This window comes from Paracoccus aestuariivivens, assembly GCF_009711225.1.
GTDB lineage: Bacteria > Pseudomonadota > Alphaproteobacteria > Rhodobacterales > Rhodobacteraceae > Paracoccus > Paracoccus aestuariivivens.
In genome coordinates, this window is record NZ_WMIE01000003.1 from 151,356 (window position 1) to 169,446 (window position 18,091).

Consider the following 18,091-nt stretch of genomic DNA (forward strand, 5'->3'; position numbering starts at 1 on the left):
TGATAATCATGCGTTATGAATTTCACCTTGCGCCAAATCACCTATTTCCTTGCCGTCGCTCGTCTGCGCAATTTCGGGCGAGCGGCCGAAACCTCGAATGTCTCGCAACCGGGGCTGTCCAGCCAGATCGCCCAACTCGAGGCGCGTCTGGGCGGTGCATTGTTCGAGCGGGGCGCGGGCACGGGGCCGGTGCGGCTGACCGCTCTGGGCGACCGGCTTTTGCCCATAGCGCAAGAGTTGATGGATACGGCCCAGCGTTTGCAGGCGGTGGCGCGTGCCGGACATACGCCTTTGTCGGGAAAGCTGCGACTTGCGATTATTCCGACAGTTGCGCCCTATCTGATCCCGCATCTGATCCCCGTGCTGCGGCAAAGCCATCCGGCGCTGGATCTGGAACTGCACGAGGTTGTCACCGACGAACTGGTCGCGGGGGTGATCAGCCATCGTTTCGATGCGGCCTTGATGGCATTGCCCGTCGTCGAAGCCGGAATCATGGCCCAACCTGTCCTGCGCGACGAATTCCTGATTGCGGTCTCCGAGGATGATACCACATTCCTGTCCGGTCCCGCCAAACCAGAAAGCATCGCCGCCGAGCGGCTTTTGCTGCTGGCGGACGGGCATTGCCTGCGCGATCAGGCGCTAGAGGTTTGCGGCATGCGGAACCCGCGCCGGAAGGTCAATCTTGAGGCGGCGTCGATGGCGACCCTGATGCGGATGGTGTCGAGCGGTCTGGGGATGACGCTGATTCCGCGTATCGCCCTTGCGGACGAAAATCACGACGGCCGTTTGCGCGTCGTCCCCTTTGCCGAGCCTCAGCCTTCGCGCGATCTGGCGGTGGTCTGGCGGCGCAATGCCGATGCGGGAACCGATGCGCGGGCGCTGGCCGAGGTGATCCGCGGCCTTGCACCCGCGCTGGGGGTTCGGGCGCTTAACGTTTGATCGTCACCGGAAGTGTCATGGCGATCGCTTGTCCTGACGGTGGCGCGGGCATTCTGGGTAGTCGGGCCACCTGACGGGACAATGCCGCGTCGGTTTGCGCATCGCCGGTCGATCCTGCCAGCCTGCCCCCTGAAACACTGCCATTCGCATTGATGGTAAACCGCAACGTTACGGTGACGCCACCTTGCCGAACCCTCGCCCGCATCATGTGTCGGCCGACGATGGAATTGACCTTGGCCGTCCAGTTGGCCTCGGCCTTTGCGGAAGGTTTTGCACCTTGGGCCGGAGCCGCCGAGCGGTTCGATTGTTGGGCGCGGACCGTGGTCGTAGCCTTGCGCTCGGGCTGTTCTTCCTTGGCAACTTCTTTTTTCTTCTCGACCTTTTTCGGCTCGGGCTCTTTCTGGGCGATCTTGGGTTCTGGCTCAGGTTCGGGAGGCTCGGGACGCGGCTTGGGACGAACGGAATTCTGCAGCACCACGGCATCCGCGGGCGGCGGGAACAACGTGCTCATGTCCGGTAGCGGTTCAAGCTCGGGCAGGGGCTGATCCATGACGAAATCAGGTGCGGGTTCGGGCTCCGGCTCCGGCTCCGGTTCGGGTTCCGGCTCGGGTTCAGGTTCCGGCGCGGCCTCGGCCATTTCGGGGGCCTCGGCTTCGTCCGGCGGCGCAGCGGCCTCGGGCATCGGGGCAAGCTCGACAAAGACAGGATCGGGCAGACCGGGGGGCGCAGCGGCCTCGGCGCGGTGCAAGATCCACAGCGCGCCGCCCAGATGCGCGGCCAGCACGACGACAGCCGCCGAACCCCAAAGTGCGCCGTCGCGGATCACCCCCCGCGCGCTCATGGCTGGGCCGCCGGGGCAGGGGCCGCAGGCGCAGCGGCGGTAGGGGCCGGAACCGCACCGGGCGCGGCGGCGGTTGTTTCCAGACCGACCAGCGCGATCTTCAGATAGCCGGTCTCGCGCAGGGTGTTCATCACGCCCATCAGATCGCCATAGGTCACGGCCTTGTCGGCACGCAGGAAGATGCGCTTCTCGCGATCATTATCGGTAGCAGCGGCAAGCGCCGCGGCCAGACCGCCCTCGGGGATGTCGTCATTGCCAAGGGCCAGCGTCAGGTCGGGCTTCACCGTGACCCAGACCGGCTGGTCGGGTCGCTGTGCGGGGGTCGCGTTCGAGACGGGCAGATCCACGTTCACATCGACCGTCGCCAAGGGCGCTGCCACCATGAAGATGATCAGCAGCACCAGCATCACGTCGATAAAGGGCGTGACGTTGATCTCGTGGTTCTCGACCAGATCGTCGCCGGATTCGCGAATACCGCCAGCCATGGATCAGACCTCGCTACGAGGGGTGGCGCCGCGGAAGTCCAGATCGCGGCTGACAAGGCGCTTCACTCCGGCCGAGGCATTGGCAAGCCGCAGACGGTAGCCGGTGATGGCGCGGGCGAAGACGTTGTAGATGACGACCGCCGGAATCGCGGCGACAAGGCCGATAGCGGTGGCCAGCAGCGCCTCGGCGATGCCGGGGGCCACGACGGCAAGGTTGGTGGTCTGCGATTCCGAGATGCCGATGAAACTGTTCATGATGCCCCAGACGGTGCCGAACAAACCGACGAAAGGCGCGGTCGAACCGATGGTGGCCAGAACGCCCGTGCCGCGACCCATGCGGCGACCGGCGACAGCCTCGATACGTTCCAGATGGGAATCGACGCGTTCCTTCAGGCCGGTATCGCCGGCGACATCAAGCGCGGGGGCCGAACGGTCATACTCGGTCGCGGCGGCGCGGATCATGCGCGAGACGGGATCCTTGCGGCGACCGGTTGCACCAAGTGCGGCGGTCAGGCTGGAGGCGCTTTCCACGCGACGGATGCCGGACTGGACGCGGCCCAGAGCGCCAGCGAGTTCCAGAAGCTTCGCGAAAAGCACGGTCCATGTCACGACCGAGGCGAATGCCAGCCCGATCATCACGCCCTTCACCACCCAGTCGGCGGCCCAGAACATACCCATCGGCGACAGGTCATGCGGCAGGTTCGGATCGCGTTCCTGCGGCGAAAGCGGCTCAAGCGCGTCATGCAGCACTTGCGGCAGAATGCTGTCCTCGGCCGGTTGCGGGGCGGGCGCTTCGACAACGGGCGTAACATCGGTCTGACCGGCTGCGGGTGCGGGTGCGGTTGCCGGATTGGTTGCTGCAGGTTCGGGCGAGGCTGCCGGATTGTCCGGCGTCGCGGGCACGGGCACGGGGGCAGGTGTCGTCGGGGCAAGTTGTTCGGCCGGAGCGGGAGTCGGGGCAGTGGTCGAAGTCGGGGCCGGAGGCGTTACCAGCGGTGCAGTCGTCGTTGCTTCAGGCGTCGTCGCCGGAGTCGTGGCATTGCTGGTCGCCTCTTGGGCGGCAACGGGAAGTGCCGTCAGGAGACAGGCGAACATAAGGGCGGTCCCCGCGCGAAGGCGCGGCAGCGACGATTGGCTCATGGTGATCCTTCGGGTCTTCGGCATCAGGTCCGTCCGCATTCGCTGCGAGGCCATCCGGTTCAATGAAACGGAATGCGCCCCTTGGCCGCGGTTTTGCGGAGGGTATCGGGCGTCAATGTAAAATTGTCAACTATAGGGCGGCTTTCAAGTTCCCTGTTCGGGGCCACCTTTGCTCCAATATGCCGCGAGATGCGTCAGATGCTTGTCATGGCCGATCCCGTTGAACAGCAGCTGTCTGACGGCAGCGATGCTTCCCTTTTCGGAAGCCATCCAGATGTAAGTCGCCGTGTCATGTATGTTTTCCCGCAAGATGGCGGTCAGCTCATCCATCCCACCGGCCAAGTGACTGACGGTCATGCCCTGCCGTTCGGGTATCGGATAATCGGCGGATCGGCCCAGAAGATATGCCTCGCCTTGCGCATCACAAGCCTGTGCGATGATCCGGGCCATAGCCGGATAAGCGGTCTCATCCCCCGCCAGAATCAATCGTTTGGCTTCGGGAATCCCACCACCCGAGGGGCCCATCAGCCCGACTTTCGCGCCGACTGGATTGGATTTCGCCCATTCTGTGATCCGGCCGCCGTCATGGAGATAGATGTCGGTATCAAGCCAACCGGCATCGGCGTCGATATCGCACACTGTATAGACGGGGCGGTGCAAGGCCTTTGCACCAGCAGGCCATTGGACCTGTCCGTTCGGTCCGATACGCGGCCATTCCGGAGCGGGATCGCCATCAGGCGGAAGCACAAACCGGAAATGGATCGAATCCGTGGTTGCAAGCCGCGCCAGATCCGCACCATGCAACCGCATGCGCAGGAATGCCGCGCCGATCTGCCGCACCTCGCCGACCTGCGCGAAGCTGAAATTAGCGGGCAGCTTGCCGATATCGGCCAAGGACGACCAGCGCAGATCGCGGGCGATCTCGGGCATCGTTTCGGCCAGATGCTCGACAATGGCTTCCTGAATGGCCGAAAGCCATTCGGGGCGATGGGCGCGTGCAAAGACCAGAACGTTGTTACCACGTTTCTTGGCTCCGAACTCGCCCATCTCGGTTTCGCACCATGTCGAGCGGCCGTGCCCGTTATGCACATCCAGCCCGTGTTCCTCGGCCTCGTGCCGCAGCAACTGGTCGATCTGGTCGAAGTCGATGCCCAGAAGCATCGCCTCGGACCGGAACTCAGGGGGTGTCGTCAACCGCATGAAGAACCCTTAAACCTGCATAGAATAGGCGCGACAGGCTGCAAAACCATGTTCAGGCCGATTGGGCAATCAGTCGCGCCGCAGCTTCGATCCCGCCGGAACCATGCGGGATGCCAAGTGCGTCCATACCGGCCTCGATCACGGCCAGCGTTCCCAGAAGCTGGTGCGCGTTGACATGGCCCATATGGGCTATCCGCAGACCGGCCTCGGGATCGGCTGCGCCCAGACCGATGCCCAGTGTAAGTCCGGCCTTTTCCTGCGTCCAGCGCCGCAAAGCCGTCGCATTCGGGATCGTCGCCGCGGTCACCGAGCGTGCCCGACCCGCAGGATCGGCCACAACCGGACCGATGCCCGTGCCACCCGCGCCCCATGCCTCAAGCGCGGCCCAAGTCGCACGGGCGAGTGCGTCGTGGCGGGCAAGCGCCACGGGCAGGGTTTCCTCGTCCAGCAGCAGGGTCAGCGCCTCGTTCGTGCCGTAGATATGCTGGACCGGAGGCGTTCCGCCCCAGAACTGCCACAACTCGGTTGCTTCGGCGCGAGGGGTCCAGTTCCAATAGGGCGTCGTCAGATCGGTGCGTCCCATTTGCCCGACCCGTTCCGAGAACCACAGCAGCGCCAGCCCCGGAGGAACCATCAATCCCTTTTGGCTGGCCGAAACCAGCAGGTCGATCCCCCAATCGTCGAACTGCATCGGCTCGCAGCCGAGCGAGGCGATGGCATCGACCGCCAGTAGTGCCGGATGGTCCCCCATCGCGGCCCGGATCGCGGGGATATCGGCGCGGGCCGAGCTTGCGGTATCGACCTGACAGACCAGCACGGCTTTGATCGTACGGTCGCGGTCCTCGGCCAGCCTTTGGCTCAGACGCTGCGGATCGGGAGGGGTCAGGCCGAAATCGAGTTCCTCGACCTCGATACCCAAGGCGCGGGCCGATTGCGCCCAGCCGCGCCCGAAATGCCCCGAGGTCAGCACCAATGCCTTGTCGCCCCGATTGAACAGGTTCACGTTCGCAGCTTCCCAACCCGCATGACCGTTGCCGATATAGGGCACGCAATTTGCTCTGGTTCCGGCAAGCCGCTTCAGTCGCGCGATCATGTCACGGTTTTCCTGCGCCAGTTCCGGTCCGTAAATATCCGGAGACGGCCGGTGCATGGCGCGCAAGACGCGATCAGGAACGGGCGAGGGGCCGGGAATCGCGATGATCGGGCGCCCAAGGGCAAAACTCATGACGTGCCGCCTTTCTGCAGGTTGGGCAATCGGTAGGGCGGCGCTGTTCTGGCGTCAACAGGCCCACCACTTGCCCCGAGTGGCCGCACGCCGTATCCCTTGGCCAGTTTCAAGCGAGGCAGCGATGGCGGAAAAACTACAAGTAACAGCCAATCTGTTCTCGCGAATGTGGCGGGACTATCTGAACCCCTACTGGCCGCGCATCGCGTTGGCGTTGGTTTTTCTGATCGTCGAAGGCTCGACCCTTGGTCTGCTTAGCTGGATGCTGAAGCCGCTGTTCGACCGCGTATTCGTTGGCGGTGACGCGGATGCGATCTGGTGGGTCGGAGGCGCGATCTTCGGCCTATTTCTGATCCGCGCCGCGACTTTCGTGATCAACCGCAGCCTGATGACGTCGGTATCGCTGGCAGTCTCGACCACGATGCAGACCGACATGCTGCGCCATATCATGACGCTCGATGGCAGCTTCTTCCAGAAGAACCCGCCCGGCGCGATGATCGAGCGGGTACAGGGCGATTCCATCGCGGTGCAGGGGGTCTGGTCGACCTTCATCTCGGGGGCGGGGCGGGACGTGGTCTCGTTGGTGTCGCTGTTCGGGGTGGCGATTGCCGTCGATCCCGAATGGACCATGGCCGCGCTGATCGGAGCGCCGCTGCTGATCCTGCCGATGGTGATGGTGCAGCGCTATATCCGGCGCAAGATGCGCCAGAACCGCCAGAATGCCAGCCAACGCGCGACGCGGCTGGACGAGGTTCTACACGGGATCAACGCGGTCAAGCTGAACCGCATGGAGGAATACCAGACCAGCCGCTTCGGCGATATTGTCGGGCGTATCCGTCAGGGCCAGATCAAGATGTCGGCCATCGGCGCAACCATTCCGGCGCTGGTCGATGTCGTGACCGGCCTTGGTTTCATGGGGGTGCTGTGGCTTGGCGGGGCCGAGGTCATGTCCGGCGAACGCACGGTCGGCGACTTCATGTCCTTCTTCACGGCAATGGCGCTGGCTTTCCAGCCGCTGCGCCGTCTGGGCAGCCTTGCCGGAACATGGCAGACCGCCGCCGCCAGCCTTGAGCGGATCTATGAAATCCTTGATATGCGGCCCAGCATCGTTTCGGGCCCGCGTCGGGAACCGCCGTCTGACACGACGATCCGGCTTCAGGACGTGTGTCTGTCCTATGACGATCATCCGGTATTGAACGGGCTGAGCTTTGTCGCCGAGGCGGGGAAAACCACGGCGCTGGTTGGCCCGTCGGGGGCGGGTAAATCGACCGTCTTCAACCTGCTGACCCGCATGGTCGATCCGGCCTCGGGGGTGATCACGCTCGGCGGCGTGCCGCTCTCCGACTTCGACCTTTCGACCTTGCGCGACCAGTATTCGACAGTCAGTCAGGAAGCGGCACTGTTTGACGAAACCCTGCGCGAGAATATCCTGCTGGGCCATCCCGAGGACGAGGCCCGTCTGCGTGCCGCAACAAAGGCGGCGCATGTCGCGGATTTCGTCGATCCTTTGCCGAACGGGCTGGATACTCCGGCCGGACCGCGTGGCTCGGCCCTGTCGGGCGGGCAGCGCCAGCGGGTTGCCATTGCCCGCGCCATCCTGCGCAATGCGCCGATCCTGCTGCTTGACGAGGCGACCAGCGCGCTCGACGCGCAAAGCGAACGGATGGTGCAAGAGGCGCTGGACGGGCTGTCTGTCGGGCGGACCACCCTGGTCATCGCGCACCGGCTGTCGACCATCCGGCAGGCCGACAAGATCGTCGTGCTGGAAGCCGGACGGGTTGTCGAGGAAGGTAATCATGACCAGCTAATGGCTAATGGCGGCGCCTATGCGGCGCTGGTCAAACTGCAATTCGGAGAAGAATGATGCGGCGCATTCTGGCGGTCTCGGGGCCTGATCGGGTCCAGTTCCTGCAAGGCTTGGTGACGAACAAGGTCGGAGACGTGCCGTGCTGGGCCGCGCTGCTGACGCCGCAGGGCAAGTATCTGGCCGATTTCCTGATCGTCCCGCAGGGCGAGCGGTTGCTGATCGACGTGGATGCGCGCCTAGCGGATGATCTGATGCGGCGTCTGTCGATGTACAAACTGCGGTCGGACGTCACGCTTGAGGCCACCGATCTGACGGTTTCACGTGGAATTGGCGATATGCCGGATGCGGCGATTTCCGATCCGCGACACCAGGCACTGGGCTGGCGGCTTTACGGCGGGCAAGGCGATGACGGCGCGGATTTCGATGCGATCCGTGTCGAACATTGCATTCCGGAAACGCTGATCGAACTGATCCCGAACGAGACATTCATTCTTGAAGCCGGGTTCGAGCGTCTGCATGGCGTCGATTTCCGCAAGGGCTGCTATGTCGGTCAGGAAGTGACCGCGCGCATGAAGCACAAGACCGAGTTGCGCAAAGGACTGGTGACCTTGGATATCGAAGGTGAGGCTCCGGTCGGAACGCCGATCCTGATGCAGGACGGGCGCGAAGCGGGTATGATCTTTACCCAATCGGGCGGTCGTGCCATCGCCTATATGCGCTTTGACCGGATGGGCGAGGGGCTGGTGGCGGGGGATGCCCGCATCCTTGCGTGACCGAGGAAGGGCGTATCCGCCGCATCGTCCATGTGGATATGGATGCCTTTTTTGCATCGGTCGAACAGCGCGATAATCCTGATCTGCGCGGCAAGCCCGTCGCCGTCGGAGGCGGGCGGCGCGGCGTGGTGGCTGCGGCCAGCTACGAGGCGCGCCGGTTCGGGGTGAGGTCGGCAATGCCCTCGATGCGGGCAAGCCGGCTGTGTCCGGACCTGATCTTCGTGAAGCCGCGATTTGATGTCTACCGCGCGGTCAGCCAGCAAATCCGCGAAATCTTCGCTGCCTACACCCCGTTGATCGAACCGCTGTCGCTGGACGAGGCCTATCTGGATCTGACCGATTATCTGGAAGGCCGCACGGCAACGCGGATCGCACAGGAAATCCGTGCCCGCATTCGCGAGGCGACGGGGCTGACCGCCTCGGCCGGAGTCAGCTACAACAAGTTTCTGGCAAAACTCGCTTCGGATCAGCGTAAGCCCGACGGGTTGTTCGTGATCCCGCCCGAGGCGGGGGCCGAATTCGTTCATTCGCTTCCCATCGCCCGCTTTCACGGCGTCGGACCTGCGACCGCCGCCCGCATGGAGGCGCATGGCATCCTGACCGGCGCCGATCTGGCACGGCAGAGTCTGGAATTCCTGAGCGCCCGCTTCGGCAAATCCGGCACCTATTACTGGAATATCGCGCGGGGTATCGACACGCGCGAGGTCAAGCCGGATCGCATTCGCAAGTCCATCGGGGCCGAGAACACCTTTTTCGACGACCTGCGCGATCTGGCTGCGGCGATCGACGAACTCGCTCCGCTGGCCGACAAGGTCTGGCGACACGCCTCGAATGCGGGACGTGGCGGGCGAACGGTGACGCTGAAGGTGAAATACGGGGATTTCCGGCAGATCACACGGGCGCGTTCCTTGCCGCGCACTGTTTCGGGCCGCGATGAGTTGTTCGAAATCGCGCGGGAACTGCTGGCGCCGGTCTTCGCCGATCCGCATGGCGTGCGGCTTCTGGGCATCACGCTTTCTGCGCTGGGGGAGGCGGGGGCCGATGAGGCCCCGCGCCAGCTTGGCCTGTTCGATCAGGCGTAAAGGTTGGTCGCACCGACCTTCTCGTGGATGCCGTTCACGGTGGCCTTGTCCAGTCCCAAAGCCGTCGCCAGCGAGTGCAGGTATTCCGCCTCGGCGCGATTGTCGAAGTCGATGGCCATCAGGGACATGATATAGACCTGCGGACCAAGCCCCTGAGGGACTTCGCGGGCAAGGGCAGCGGCATCGACGGGGGCAGCCATCTGCTCGCGGATGAAGGCGCGTTCCTCTTCGTCAAGTTCGCCGAATTCCTTGGTCAGGCGGGCCTGCTCGGCTTCGTCGATCTTGCCGTCGGATTTCGCGGCCTGGATCATTGCCTTTAGGATCAGCCCTGCAACGGCGTTCTGTTCCGGCGTCGGCGGGGTGTCGGGCTCGCCGCCATTCGCCAGCGCCTGATTCAGGATCTGGCCGAAGCTCGAATCATTCGTGGGCTGCGAGCCTTTTTGCGCAAGGCCGCCCGCCGCGCCCGTCGATGCCTTGGCCTGCGACCCGCCCAACAGATCGCCAAGGATGCCACCGAGACCCCCTGCGGCCGCGCCGCCCGCCAGAATCTGGCCAAGGCTGCCGCCAAGACCACCACCCGTACTTGCGCTGGTTGTGCCGCCTCGGCCCGCGGTCAGCTGGTCAAGGATACCGCCAAGCCCGCCGCTCGCACGCCCTGCGGGGGAATGCGCGCCGCCATAGGGCGTGCCTCCACCTGCGCCGGGTGCGCGACCGCCAAGGATCTGGCCCAGTATGTCTCCAAGACCACCGGCACTGGCCTGTTGGCCCGGCGCGCCGCCTGTCTTGCCAACGATATCATCCAATATGCTACCCGAGGGCGGGTGTCCGGCCTGGGTGGAGCCCCCGGCCGTTTTGCTGCCCTGGGCATTCTTCATCATCGTGCCGATTCCCTTGGCCAGCATGATCCCGGCCGCAACCCGGGCAAGCGATTTCATCAGGCTCATCTCGTCCTCCGACGTGAAAAGGCGCCCGCCGTTTTGACGGGTCGCCGGTACGGCCTAAAGCAACGAGGCGATGGCTTGGTTCCAAACCGTATCCGCGACGTCGCGTCGGTCATGCCGGTTGACCAGCATTGCTTGGCTGCCCTTGATTTTTCCCCTGCACAAATATAAGTCGCGGCGGATGTTTCACGATGGGGGTCGTCGCGCGGGTGGCCCTCTCTGATTGGAGGCCATGATGGCAAAGGCAAAGTTTGAACGGAATAAGCCGCACGTCAACATCGGGACCATTGGTCACGTTGACCACGGCAAGACGACGCTGACGGCTGCGATCACCAAATATTTTGGTGACTTCAAGGCCTATGACCAGATCGACGGCGCTCCGGAAGAGCGCGCTCGCGGCATCACGATCTCGACCGCGCACGTCGAGTACGAGTCGGAATCGCGTCACTACGCCCACGTCGACTGCCCCGGCCACGCCGACTACGTCAAGAACATGATCACCGGTGCTGCCCAGATGGACGGCGCGATCCTGGTTGTGAACGCTGCTGACGGCCCGATGCCGCAGACCCGCGAGCACATCCTGCTGGGCCGTCAGGTCGGCATCCCCTACATGGTCGTCTACCTGAACAAGGTCGACCAGGTTGACGACGCCGAGCTGCTGGAACTGGTCGAGATGGAAGTGCGCGAGCTCCTGTCGTCCTACGACTACCCCGGCGATGACATTCCGATCATCAAAGGCTCGGCTCTGGCCGCGATGGAAGGCCGCGATCCCGAGATCGGCGAGAACTCGATCCGCGAACTGATCGCGGCTGTCGATAGCTACATCCCGACCCCCGAGCGCGCTGTCGACCAGCCGTTCCTGCTGCCGATCGAAGACGTGTTCTCGATCTCGGGCCGCGGCACCGTGGTCACCGGCCGTATCGAGCGCGGCGCTGTCAACGTCGGCGACGAACTGGAAATCGTGGGTATCCGCGACACCAAGAAAACCACCTGCACCGGCGTGGAAATGTTCCGCAAACTGCTGGATCGCGGGGAGGCTGGCGACAACGTCGGCGTTCTGCTGCGCGGCATCGACCGTGACGGCGTCGAGCGTGGCCAGGTTCTGGTGAAGCCGAAATCGGTGACCCCGCACACCACCTTCGAAGCCGAAGCCTACATCCTGACCAAGGAAGAGGGCGGCCGCCACACTCCGTTCTTCGCGAACTACCGTCCGCAATTCTACTTCCGCACCACGGACGTCACCGGCACCGTGAAGCTGCCGGAAGGCACCGAGATGGTGATGCCGGGCGACAACCTGAAGTTCGAAGTCGAACTGATCGCTCCGATCGCCATGGAAGAGAAGCTGCGCTTCGCTATCCGTGAAGGCGGCCGTACCGTCGGCGCCGGCGTCGTCTCGAAAATCCTGAAGTAATTCGGGAAACGAATCGTCGGGTGATCCTTTCGGGGATATCGCGACGAGAGGGCCGTCCCTTCGGGGGCGGCCTTTTCCATTTCTGCGACAATTTTCCGACAAAGTTTACCGAGGATTTACCGGTCCCCGTGTTACCCTGCGCCCGCCATTGGGAGGGTAGGGCTATGAACGAACGCAGGAAGGCTTCCGATTTCCACCCGCGCATTCTGGAGATTTTCGACGGCTATGTGCATGGCCGTGTCTCGAAGCGGGATTTCATGACTCAGGCGGCACAATTCGCGACCGTGGGCATGTCAGCCGCAGCAATCTTCGAGGCGTTGAAGCCCGATTACGCGCTGGCCCAGCAAGTCGCCCCCGACGATCCGGCGATCAAGACCGAGACGGTCAGCTATGACAGCCCCGAAGGCAACGGCAAGATTTCGGGCCTGATGGCGCGGCCCTCTGATGCCTTGGGCAAGCTCGCGGCGGTGCTGGTCGTGCACGAGAATCGCGGGCTGAACCCTTACATCGCGGATGTCGTGCGGCGTTTGGCCAAGGCGGGCTATGTGGCTTTCGGGCCGGACGGCCTGAGTTCCATTGGCGGCTATCCCGGCAATGACGAGAAGGGCCGCGAGATGCAGGCGAGCCTAGACCCGCCGAAGTTGATGGAGGATTTCTTCGCCGCTTATGAATTCCTGCGCGACCATCCCGATTCGACCGGCAAGGTGGGCTGCGTTGGCTTTTGCTATGGCGGTGGAGTCTGCAATGCTCTGGCGGTGGCTTACCCCGAACTTTCAGCCTCGGTCCCATTCTATGGCCGCCAGCCGCGCGCCGAGGAGGTTGCGCGGATCAAGGCCCCTTTGCTGATCCATTACGCCGAGAATGACGAGCGGGTGAATGCGGGCTGGCCGGATTACGAGGCGGCGTTGAAGGCGGGTGGCAAGGAGTACCAAGCCTTCATCTATCCCGGCACGCAGCATGGTTTCCACAATGACACGACGCCGCGCTACGACGAGGCGGCGGCGAAACTGGCATGGGACCGGACGCAGGGCTTCTTTGCCGAGAAACTCGCCAACTGACAGGTTCTGTCAGCAGCACTGCCTCAGGATGGGAGCAACCATCAGGAGGTTTTGCCATGACGACCTATCACGGTTCCTGCTTCTGCGGTGCGGTGCAGTTCGAAGCTGACGGCGATCTGTCCCAAGGGACGTCACGCTGCAATTGCCGCTTCTGCCGCAAGATGCGCTATTGGGAGATGCGTTTGCCCGACGCTGCGGGCTTTCGCCTGCTGCAAGGGGCCGAGCATCTGGCCGAGACGCCACGCAGTCAGGCGGACGGCATCGCGATGCATCATCGCTTCTGCGTTCGATGCGGTACACGGCTTTGGACCGAGGGAAATATTCCCGAACTGGGCGGGCCGTTTGTCATGGTCTGCATCAACGCGCTGGATGTCCCCGAGGCCGACCTTATCGCGGCTCCGGTAACTTACGCGGACGGCGCGCATGATGCTTGGTGGGATCCGGCGCCCGAGACACGGCATCTCTAGCTCTTGCACCTTTTTCGGGCGCATGTGAACGTGCCGCCCGGTGCCAAAGGCCCGCAAAATCCACGAGGTCCATCATGTTCAGCTGGTTCGAAAGCCGGCTCGATCCCTATCCTGCCGATCAGCCGCAGATGCCTCCCAAGGGGCTGTGGCGGTTCATCCTGCATTTCTCGCGCGGGGCGTGGGGTTTTATGCTGGCGATGTCGGCATGCTCGGCGATGATCGCGGTCTTCGAGGTGATCCTGTTCGGCTATCTGGGCGAGTTGGTTGACCGTCTGGCTGGAACCGACCGCGCCGCATTTTGGCAAGTCGAGGGCAGCCGCCTGCTATGGATGGCCGCGATTCTGGTAATCGGCATCCCGCTTTTGCAGGTGATCTTTTCGCTGCTCATGCACCAGACCCTGATGGGGAACCTGCCGCAGCGCATCCGCTGGCAGGCGCATCGCTACCTGCTGCGCCAGTCGATGAGCTATTTTCAGGACGAGTTCGCGGGCCGGATCGCCACCAAGCTGATGCAGACGGCTTTGGCCGTGCGCGAGGTGGCGATGAAGTTCCTCGACGTACTGGTCTATGTCGGGGTCTATTTCCTTGGAGCGTTGATTCTGGCGGCCTCGACCGATGGCTGGCTGGCGGTGCCGTTCTTCATGTGGGGGCTACTTTACGGTGTGTTGTTGTGGTGGCTGGTGCCGCTGATCGGTCGCGTCAGCGAGGCGCAGGCCGATGCCCGAGCCGTCATGACGGGCCGTGTCGTGGACAGCTATACCAATATCTCGACGGTGAAGCTGTTCTCGCATAGCTCGCGCGAGGAGGCTTACGTCCGCGACAGCATGGACGGGTTCCTGCAGACCGTGCATCGGCAGATGCGGCTGGCCTCGGTGCAGAACATCCTGCTGTCGTCGCTGAATTCGGGGCTGACCTTCTCGGTCACGGCACTGGGGATTTGGCTTTGGACGCAAGGCCGGATCGAGGTCGGCGCGGTTGCCATCGCCATCCCGCTGGCGCTGCGGCTGGGGAACATGTCGCATTGGATTATGTGGGAGTTCGCGGGCCTATTCGAGAATATCGGCACTGTCCGCGACGGCATCGGATCGCTGTCGCTGCCCCGTATGGTGACGGATGTCCCCGAGGCGAAGCCGCTGGTCGTGACCCATGGTGGAGTCGAGTTCCGTGATGTCACCTTCCGCTATGGTGGGCCGGAGGAAGGCAAGGGCACGGCCGTTCTGGACCACCTGACCTTGTCGATCGCGCCGGGAGAGCGGATCGGCCTTGTCGGACGCTCGGGCGCGGGCAAATCCACCTTGGTGAACCTGCTGCTGCGCTTCCATGACATCGGCTCGGGCGAAATCCGGATCGACGGGCAGGACATCAGCCGCGTGACGCAGGAATCTTTGCGCGGAGCAATCGGCGTGGTGACGCAGGATACGTCGCTGCTGCATCGCTCGATTCGAGATAACATTTCCTATGGTCGACCCGATGCCGGCGAAGACATGATCCTGCGCGCGGCGGAATTGGCCGAAGCCTCGGATTTCGTCGGGACGCTCAGCGATTCTCAGGGGCGGCGCGGATTGGAGGCGCATGTCGGCGAGCGTGGGGTGAAGCTCTCGGGCGGGCAGCGTCAGCGCATCGCCATCGCGCGGGTTCTGCTGAAGGACGCTCCGATTCTGGTGCTGGATGAGGCGACGAGCGCGCTAGACAGCGAGGTCGAGGCCGCGATCCAGAGCCAGTTCGAAATGCTGATGCAGGGAAAAACCGTCATCGCCATCGCGCACCGGCTATCGACCATCGCGCGGATGGACCGGCTGGTCGTGATGGAGCAGGGGCAGATCGTCGAGCAGGGCACGCATGACGAACTTTTGTCGAAAGGCGGCATCTATGCCGGGCTTTGGGCACGGCAATCGGGCGGTTTTCTGGAGAGCGACTGATTGTCGCCGCCAACTTTCTTGCGCGGCCGTTCGCGTGCCGCGCATACTGGCCAGAAGTGAGGCGTGATTGCTCAGTGCCCCTCGGTCCAGCGGCCATCAAGGATGAGGTCAGTCATTGGCGCGGATTTGGCTGCATATCGGGATGATGAAGACCGGAACCTCTGCGCTGCAGGAGTGGTTCGCCGTCAACGAAAAATCCTTATTGCAACAGGGCTTGCTGTATATTCGGGTCAAGCCGAACCTTCCGGCATGCGGCCCCTTGGTGAACGCATTGGCCAATGGCGGACCCGATGCGGCTGCCATGGTGTCGGCGATCAGCGAGCGGATCAACGAGTCACCTGCTGATGACGTGCTGATTTCGGCCGAGGCGTTCTCGCTTCATAGTCCGAAGCTGGCCATCAGGCTTGTGAAAGCGTTGCCGGAACATGATCTGCGCATTCTCGTCTGGCTGCGCCGTCAGGACCGGTATGCGGAGGCGGTCTATAAGCAGATGATAAAGTGGAACGGTCAGGGCGTCGAGCTTGGCAAGGCACTGCGAAGCTATTCGCGCCATATGGACTATAACCGTCTTCTAGATAGCTGGCAGCGCAGCTTTCCCAAGGCGCGGCTATTGCCCCGGATCTACGAGGAACTGGACGCCGATACCGTACCCGACAGCATTGCCTCGATCCTTTCTGCCATGGAACGTCCGGAACTGGTCCCAGTTGAAAGCGCCGGTCATCGCCGCAATGTCACGCCCTGCGCGGATCTGATTTCGCATTACAATTCGATACCTTCATCGCAATCGCGCGCCTTGCGTCGGGCTAACCGGCAGTTGATGAATGAGTTGGGAGCCGCAGCCTCGGGTCGCGGCGATCTGTTGTCGCCGCAACAGGCTCGCGACATTCGCGACCGCTACGCCGAATCGAACCGGCTGGTCCGGGATCGCTGGTTTCCCGAACGGGAGAATCTGTTTGGTGACAAGGCCGAGGGTGCAAATGCCACCGGCTCGTTTGACAGCTTGCTGGACCGTTTCAACGAATTGTTCGCGAAAGAGGGTGGGAAGCGTTAATCCGCGCCATGCATTTCCTGTAAGGCTGTGCCGAAATCGCCTTGACGACCATCTGCGCAGGTCATATTGGATGCAGCGGTCTTAGGGGTATAGCTCAGTTGGTAGAGCATCGGTCTCCAAAACCGAGGGTCGCGGGTTCGAGTCCCTCTGCCCCTGCCAGACCAAATCGCGATTTCAAAAAACCCGGACGTATCGACGCCCGGGTTTTTGCGTTCAGGATCAACGGTCCCGATGGCGCAATCCTTGGCGCTGCTGGTTTGCGCGGGTCATGACAAGCGGAATGCAGCCGAACCATCGGGCAGATGGTCGCAATCCTGAAAATGTGAGCTTCCATAAATCCCCGCGGATTTGACAACGGTGACCGCCTTTGACCAAAAGAGGTGCAGGAAGACTTAGGTGCGCGTGCCACGATGTTGGGATTCCAATTGGCATTCGATTCAATTCTGAAGGACTGCCGAACCGTTGCTGAGCATCCATCTGGGGGCGCACAAGACTGCCTCGACACATCTGCAATTCTCTCTGCGACAGGTAGAGGAACAACTGCGCGAGCGGGGCTTGGCCTATGCCGATCCTAGAACGCTGCGCAAAGAGATGCCCCTGTCGGACGCATTGGCGAAAGGCTCGCGGTCAAAGGAAGCAGCCGAGTGCCGTCGCCAACTGACCGGCCTGCGCGAATCGCACGAGACGCTGCTGCTGTCCGAAGAAAATATTCTGGGCGGCACGCACCGCAACAATCTGATCTCGAAATGGGGGATGTTATATCCGAATGCGGGACCGCGTATCCGCCGCGTCATTGATCTGGCAGGGGGCGGGCCAGCGACGCTGTTCCTGTCGGTACGCGATCCGGCGGCGTATAACGTCTCGGCCTTTGCGCTCCAGGTGCAGCAGGGCAACGAGGTGGATATCGGACATTACCTGCGCGGGCGCGACCCGTCGCGGATCCGTTGGTCCGGTCTGGTCAGGCGGCTGTCCTTCATTCCCGCAGTCGAAAAAATCGTTGTCTGGCGATACGAGGATTACCGCGCGCTGCGGCCGCTGCTGCTGAACTATCTGTTGTCGGAGGATCTTGCCGCGCTTGTCCCCGAGCCCCCGCCATCGAATGTCAGCATGACGCAGCCGGGATATGAATGGTTTCTCGCCAAGTTACAGGCGGGAACCGATCTCGAGCGTCGTGTGCTGGTGCGGCGGGCCCAGCGGCGGTTCAGCCGTGCCGACGGGCATCCGCCGTTGCGGTTGTTCGAGGACGATGTCTACGCGCGCTCGGCCGTCAACTACGCGACGGAAATCACGCGCATCCGCCGGCAATCCAAGGTCGAATTCCTCGACCCGTGACCGTTGTTCCAGTTCCGGCTTGAAAATCCGAACAGCGCAGTCTATCTGACGCGCTGCATGACCAGAGGGATCAAGATGGCCAACCCCGTCCAGTTCATCAGCCAGGTGCGCGCCGAAGTCGGCAAGATCAGCTGGCCCACCCGCCGCGAGGTGGTGACGACCACGATCATGGTTTTCATCATGGCGACGTTGGCTTCGATCTTTTTCTTCCTCGTCGATCTGGTGATCAAGACCGGCCTCTCCGGCATCCTGAACGTCGTCGGCAGCTGAGGTCTTGCAAAGAAGGGCAGGGGGCGCTATGTCCTTGCGACCTGCCCGAGACGCGGCGTGCATCGATTCGGTCGTGCGCGCCGATTTCAATTTGGCCGGAACGTGTCGATCGATTGGGACGTCCGGTCAGTGGGTGGCAAATGAATTCAA

The 18,091-nt window shown here is 62.9% G+C and carries 17 protein-coding genes and 1 tRNA gene; 12 read left to right on the plus strand and 6 right to left on the minus strand.

All coding sequences use genetic code 11. The features are described 5' to 3' along the window. Positions 1-27: 27 nt before the first annotated feature. Positions 28-939 (plus strand): hydrogen peroxide-inducible genes activator, encoded by a 912-nt coding sequence (locus GL286_RS08260; protein ID WP_246184879.1) that lies wholly within the window; start codon positions 28-30, stop codon positions 937-939. Here the strand turns inward: GL286_RS08260 and GL286_RS08265 are convergent. The 5 genes from GL286_RS08265 to GL286_RS08285 form a co-directional block, all read right to left on the minus strand. Further along, positions 929-1,780, minus strand: coding sequence for an energy transducer TonB family protein (locus GL286_RS08265; protein WP_155095090.1), 852 nt, complete (start codon positions 1,778-1,780; stop codon positions 929-931). The two genes, GL286_RS08260 and GL286_RS08265, sit on opposite strands and share 11 nt — an antisense overlap. Next, complete coding sequence (exbD, locus tag GL286_RS08270; RefSeq protein WP_155095091.1) at positions 1,777-2,265, minus strand: TonB system transport protein ExbD; 489 nt, start codon at positions 2,263-2,265, stop codon at positions 1,777-1,779. The genes GL286_RS08265 and exbD overlap by 4 nt, the downstream gene beginning before the upstream one ends. Before the next feature lie 3 nt (positions 2,266-2,268). Beyond that, a complete protein-coding gene (gene exbB / locus GL286_RS08275) occupies positions 2,269-3,405 on the minus strand; it encodes a tonB-system energizer ExbB (protein ID WP_155095092.1) in 1,137 nt (378 codons plus the stop codon). Positions 3,406-3,549: 144 nt separating this feature from the next. Next, positions 3,550-4,605, minus strand: a complete 1,056-nt coding sequence (locus GL286_RS08280) for a siderophore-interacting protein (protein WP_155095093.1) — start codon at positions 4,603-4,605, stop codon at positions 3,550-3,552. A 52-nt stretch (positions 4,606-4,657) separates the two neighbouring features. Beyond that, on the minus strand, positions 4,658-5,830 hold the full coding sequence (locus tag GL286_RS08285) for a pyridoxal-phosphate-dependent aminotransferase family protein (protein WP_155095094.1): 1,173 nt from the start codon (positions 5,828-5,830) through the stop codon (positions 4,658-4,660). 124 nt (positions 5,831-5,954) lie between these two features. Here GL286_RS08285 and GL286_RS08290 point away from each other — a divergent pair, with 124 nt between their 5' ends. Genes GL286_RS08290 through dinB form a run of 3 tightly spaced genes read left to right on the plus strand, consistent with a single transcriptional unit; the run spans position 5,955 to position 9,492 of the window. Further along, a complete protein-coding gene (locus GL286_RS08290; RefSeq protein WP_155095095.1) occupies positions 5,955-7,694 on the plus strand; it encodes an ABC transporter ATP-binding protein in 1,740 nt (579 codons plus the stop codon). Further along, positions 7,694-8,410: a CAF17-like 4Fe-4S cluster assembly/insertion protein YgfZ gene (gene ygfZ, locus GL286_RS08295; protein WP_155095096.1), complete on the plus strand. Its 717-nt coding sequence runs from the start codon at positions 7,694-7,696 to the stop codon at positions 8,408-8,410. The genes GL286_RS08290 and ygfZ overlap by 1 nt, the downstream gene beginning before the upstream one ends. Next, positions 8,407-9,492: a DNA polymerase IV gene (dinB, locus tag GL286_RS08300; protein WP_343038851.1), complete on the plus strand. Its 1,086-nt coding sequence runs from the start codon at positions 8,407-8,409 to the stop codon at positions 9,490-9,492. Before ygfZ ends, dinB begins: the two co-directional genes overlap by 4 nt. Here dinB and GL286_RS08305 read toward each other — a convergent pair. Continuing rightward, entirely contained in the window at positions 9,483-10,436 is a 954-nt protein-coding gene (locus GL286_RS08305; RefSeq protein WP_155095097.1) for a DUF533 domain-containing protein, read from the minus strand. The genes dinB and GL286_RS08305 overlap by 10 nt on opposite strands. A gap of 232 nt (positions 10,437-10,668) precedes the next feature. On the opposite strand from GL286_RS08305, the gene tuf reads away from it, so the two are divergent. From tuf to secE, 8 genes are all read left to right on the plus strand, one after another. Beyond that, a complete protein-coding gene (gene tuf / locus GL286_RS08310) occupies positions 10,669-11,844 on the plus strand; it encodes an elongation factor Tu (protein ID WP_155095098.1) in 1,176 nt (391 codons plus the stop codon). A gap of 164 nt (positions 11,845-12,008) precedes the next feature. Next, positions 12,009-12,902, plus strand: a complete 894-nt coding sequence (yghX, locus tag GL286_RS08315; RefSeq protein WP_155095099.1) for a YghX family hydrolase — start codon at positions 12,009-12,011, stop codon at positions 12,900-12,902. Between the two features lie 56 nt (positions 12,903-12,958). Then, entirely contained in the window at positions 12,959-13,369 is a 411-nt protein-coding gene (locus tag GL286_RS08320) for a GFA family protein (protein ID WP_155095100.1), read from the plus strand. A 74-nt stretch (positions 13,370-13,443) separates the two neighbouring features. Next, positions 13,444-15,288: an ABC transporter ATP-binding protein gene (locus GL286_RS08325; protein WP_155095101.1), complete on the plus strand. Its 1,845-nt coding sequence runs from the start codon at positions 13,444-13,446 to the stop codon at positions 15,286-15,288. A 115-nt stretch (positions 15,289-15,403) separates the two neighbouring features. After that, positions 15,404-16,339 carry a hypothetical protein gene (locus GL286_RS08330; protein WP_155095102.1) on the plus strand — a complete coding sequence of 312 codons (936 nt, stop codon included), beginning with the start codon at positions 15,404-15,406 and terminating at the stop codon, positions 16,337-16,339. A gap of 83 nt (positions 16,340-16,422) precedes the next feature. Beyond that, a tRNA-Trp gene (locus GL286_RS08335) sits at positions 16,423-16,498 on the plus strand. Between the two features lie 303 nt (positions 16,499-16,801). Continuing rightward, positions 16,802-17,671, plus strand: coding sequence for a hypothetical protein (locus tag GL286_RS08340; RefSeq protein ID WP_155095103.1), 870 nt, complete (start codon positions 16,802-16,804; stop codon positions 17,669-17,671). 57 nt (positions 17,672-17,728) lie between these two features. Next, positions 17,729-17,941, plus strand: coding sequence for a preprotein translocase subunit SecE (gene secE / locus GL286_RS08345; RefSeq protein WP_246184880.1), 213 nt, complete (start codon positions 17,729-17,731; stop codon positions 17,939-17,941). The last annotated feature ends 150 nt before the right edge of the window (positions 17,942-18,091 follow it).

Bases quoted from the DNA above. Each gene is read 5' to 3' on its own strand.
- tuf (WP_155095098.1), top strand. From the start codon at position 10,669: ATGGCAAAGGCAAAGTTTGAACGGAATAAGCCGCACGTCAACATCGGG.
- GL286_RS08290 (WP_155095095.1), top strand. From the start codon at position 5,955: ATGGCGGAAAAACTACAAGTAACAGCCAATCTGTTCTCGCGAATGTGG.
- GL286_RS08285 (WP_155095094.1), bottom strand. From the start codon at position 5,830: ATGAGTTTTGCCCTTGGGCGCCCGATCATCGCGATTCCCGGCCCCTCG.
- GL286_RS08320 (WP_155095100.1), top strand. From the start codon at position 12,959: ATGACGACCTATCACGGTTCCTGCTTCTGCGGTGCGGTGCAGTTCGAA.
- GL286_RS08280 (WP_155095093.1), bottom strand. From the start codon at position 4,605: ATGCGGTTGACGACACCCCCTGAGTTCCGGTCCGAGGCGATGCTTCTG.
- GL286_RS08325 (WP_155095101.1), top strand. From the start codon at position 13,444: ATGTTCAGCTGGTTCGAAAGCCGGCTCGATCCCTATCCTGCCGATCAG.
- secE (WP_246184880.1), top strand. From the start codon at position 17,729: ATGACCAGAGGGATCAAGATGGCCAACCCCGTCCAGTTCATCAGCCAG.
- GL286_RS08305 (WP_155095097.1), bottom strand. From the start codon at position 10,436: ATGAGCCTGATGAAATCGCTTGCCCGGGTTGCGGCCGGGATCATGCTG.
- exbD (WP_155095091.1), bottom strand. From the start codon at position 2,265: ATGGCTGGCGGTATTCGCGAATCCGGCGACGATCTGGTCGAGAACCAC.
- yghX (WP_155095099.1), top strand. From the start codon at position 12,009: ATGAACGAACGCAGGAAGGCTTCCGATTTCCACCCGCGCATTCTGGAG.
- GL286_RS08265 (WP_155095090.1), bottom strand. From the start codon at position 1,780: ATGAGCGCGCGGGGGGTGATCCGCGACGGCGCACTTTGGGGTTCGGCG.
- exbB (WP_155095092.1), bottom strand. From the start codon at position 3,405: ATGAGCCAATCGTCGCTGCCGCGCCTTCGCGCGGGGACCGCCCTTATG.
- ygfZ (WP_155095096.1), top strand. From the start codon at position 7,694: ATGCGGCGCATTCTGGCGGTCTCGGGGCCTGATCGGGTCCAGTTCCTG.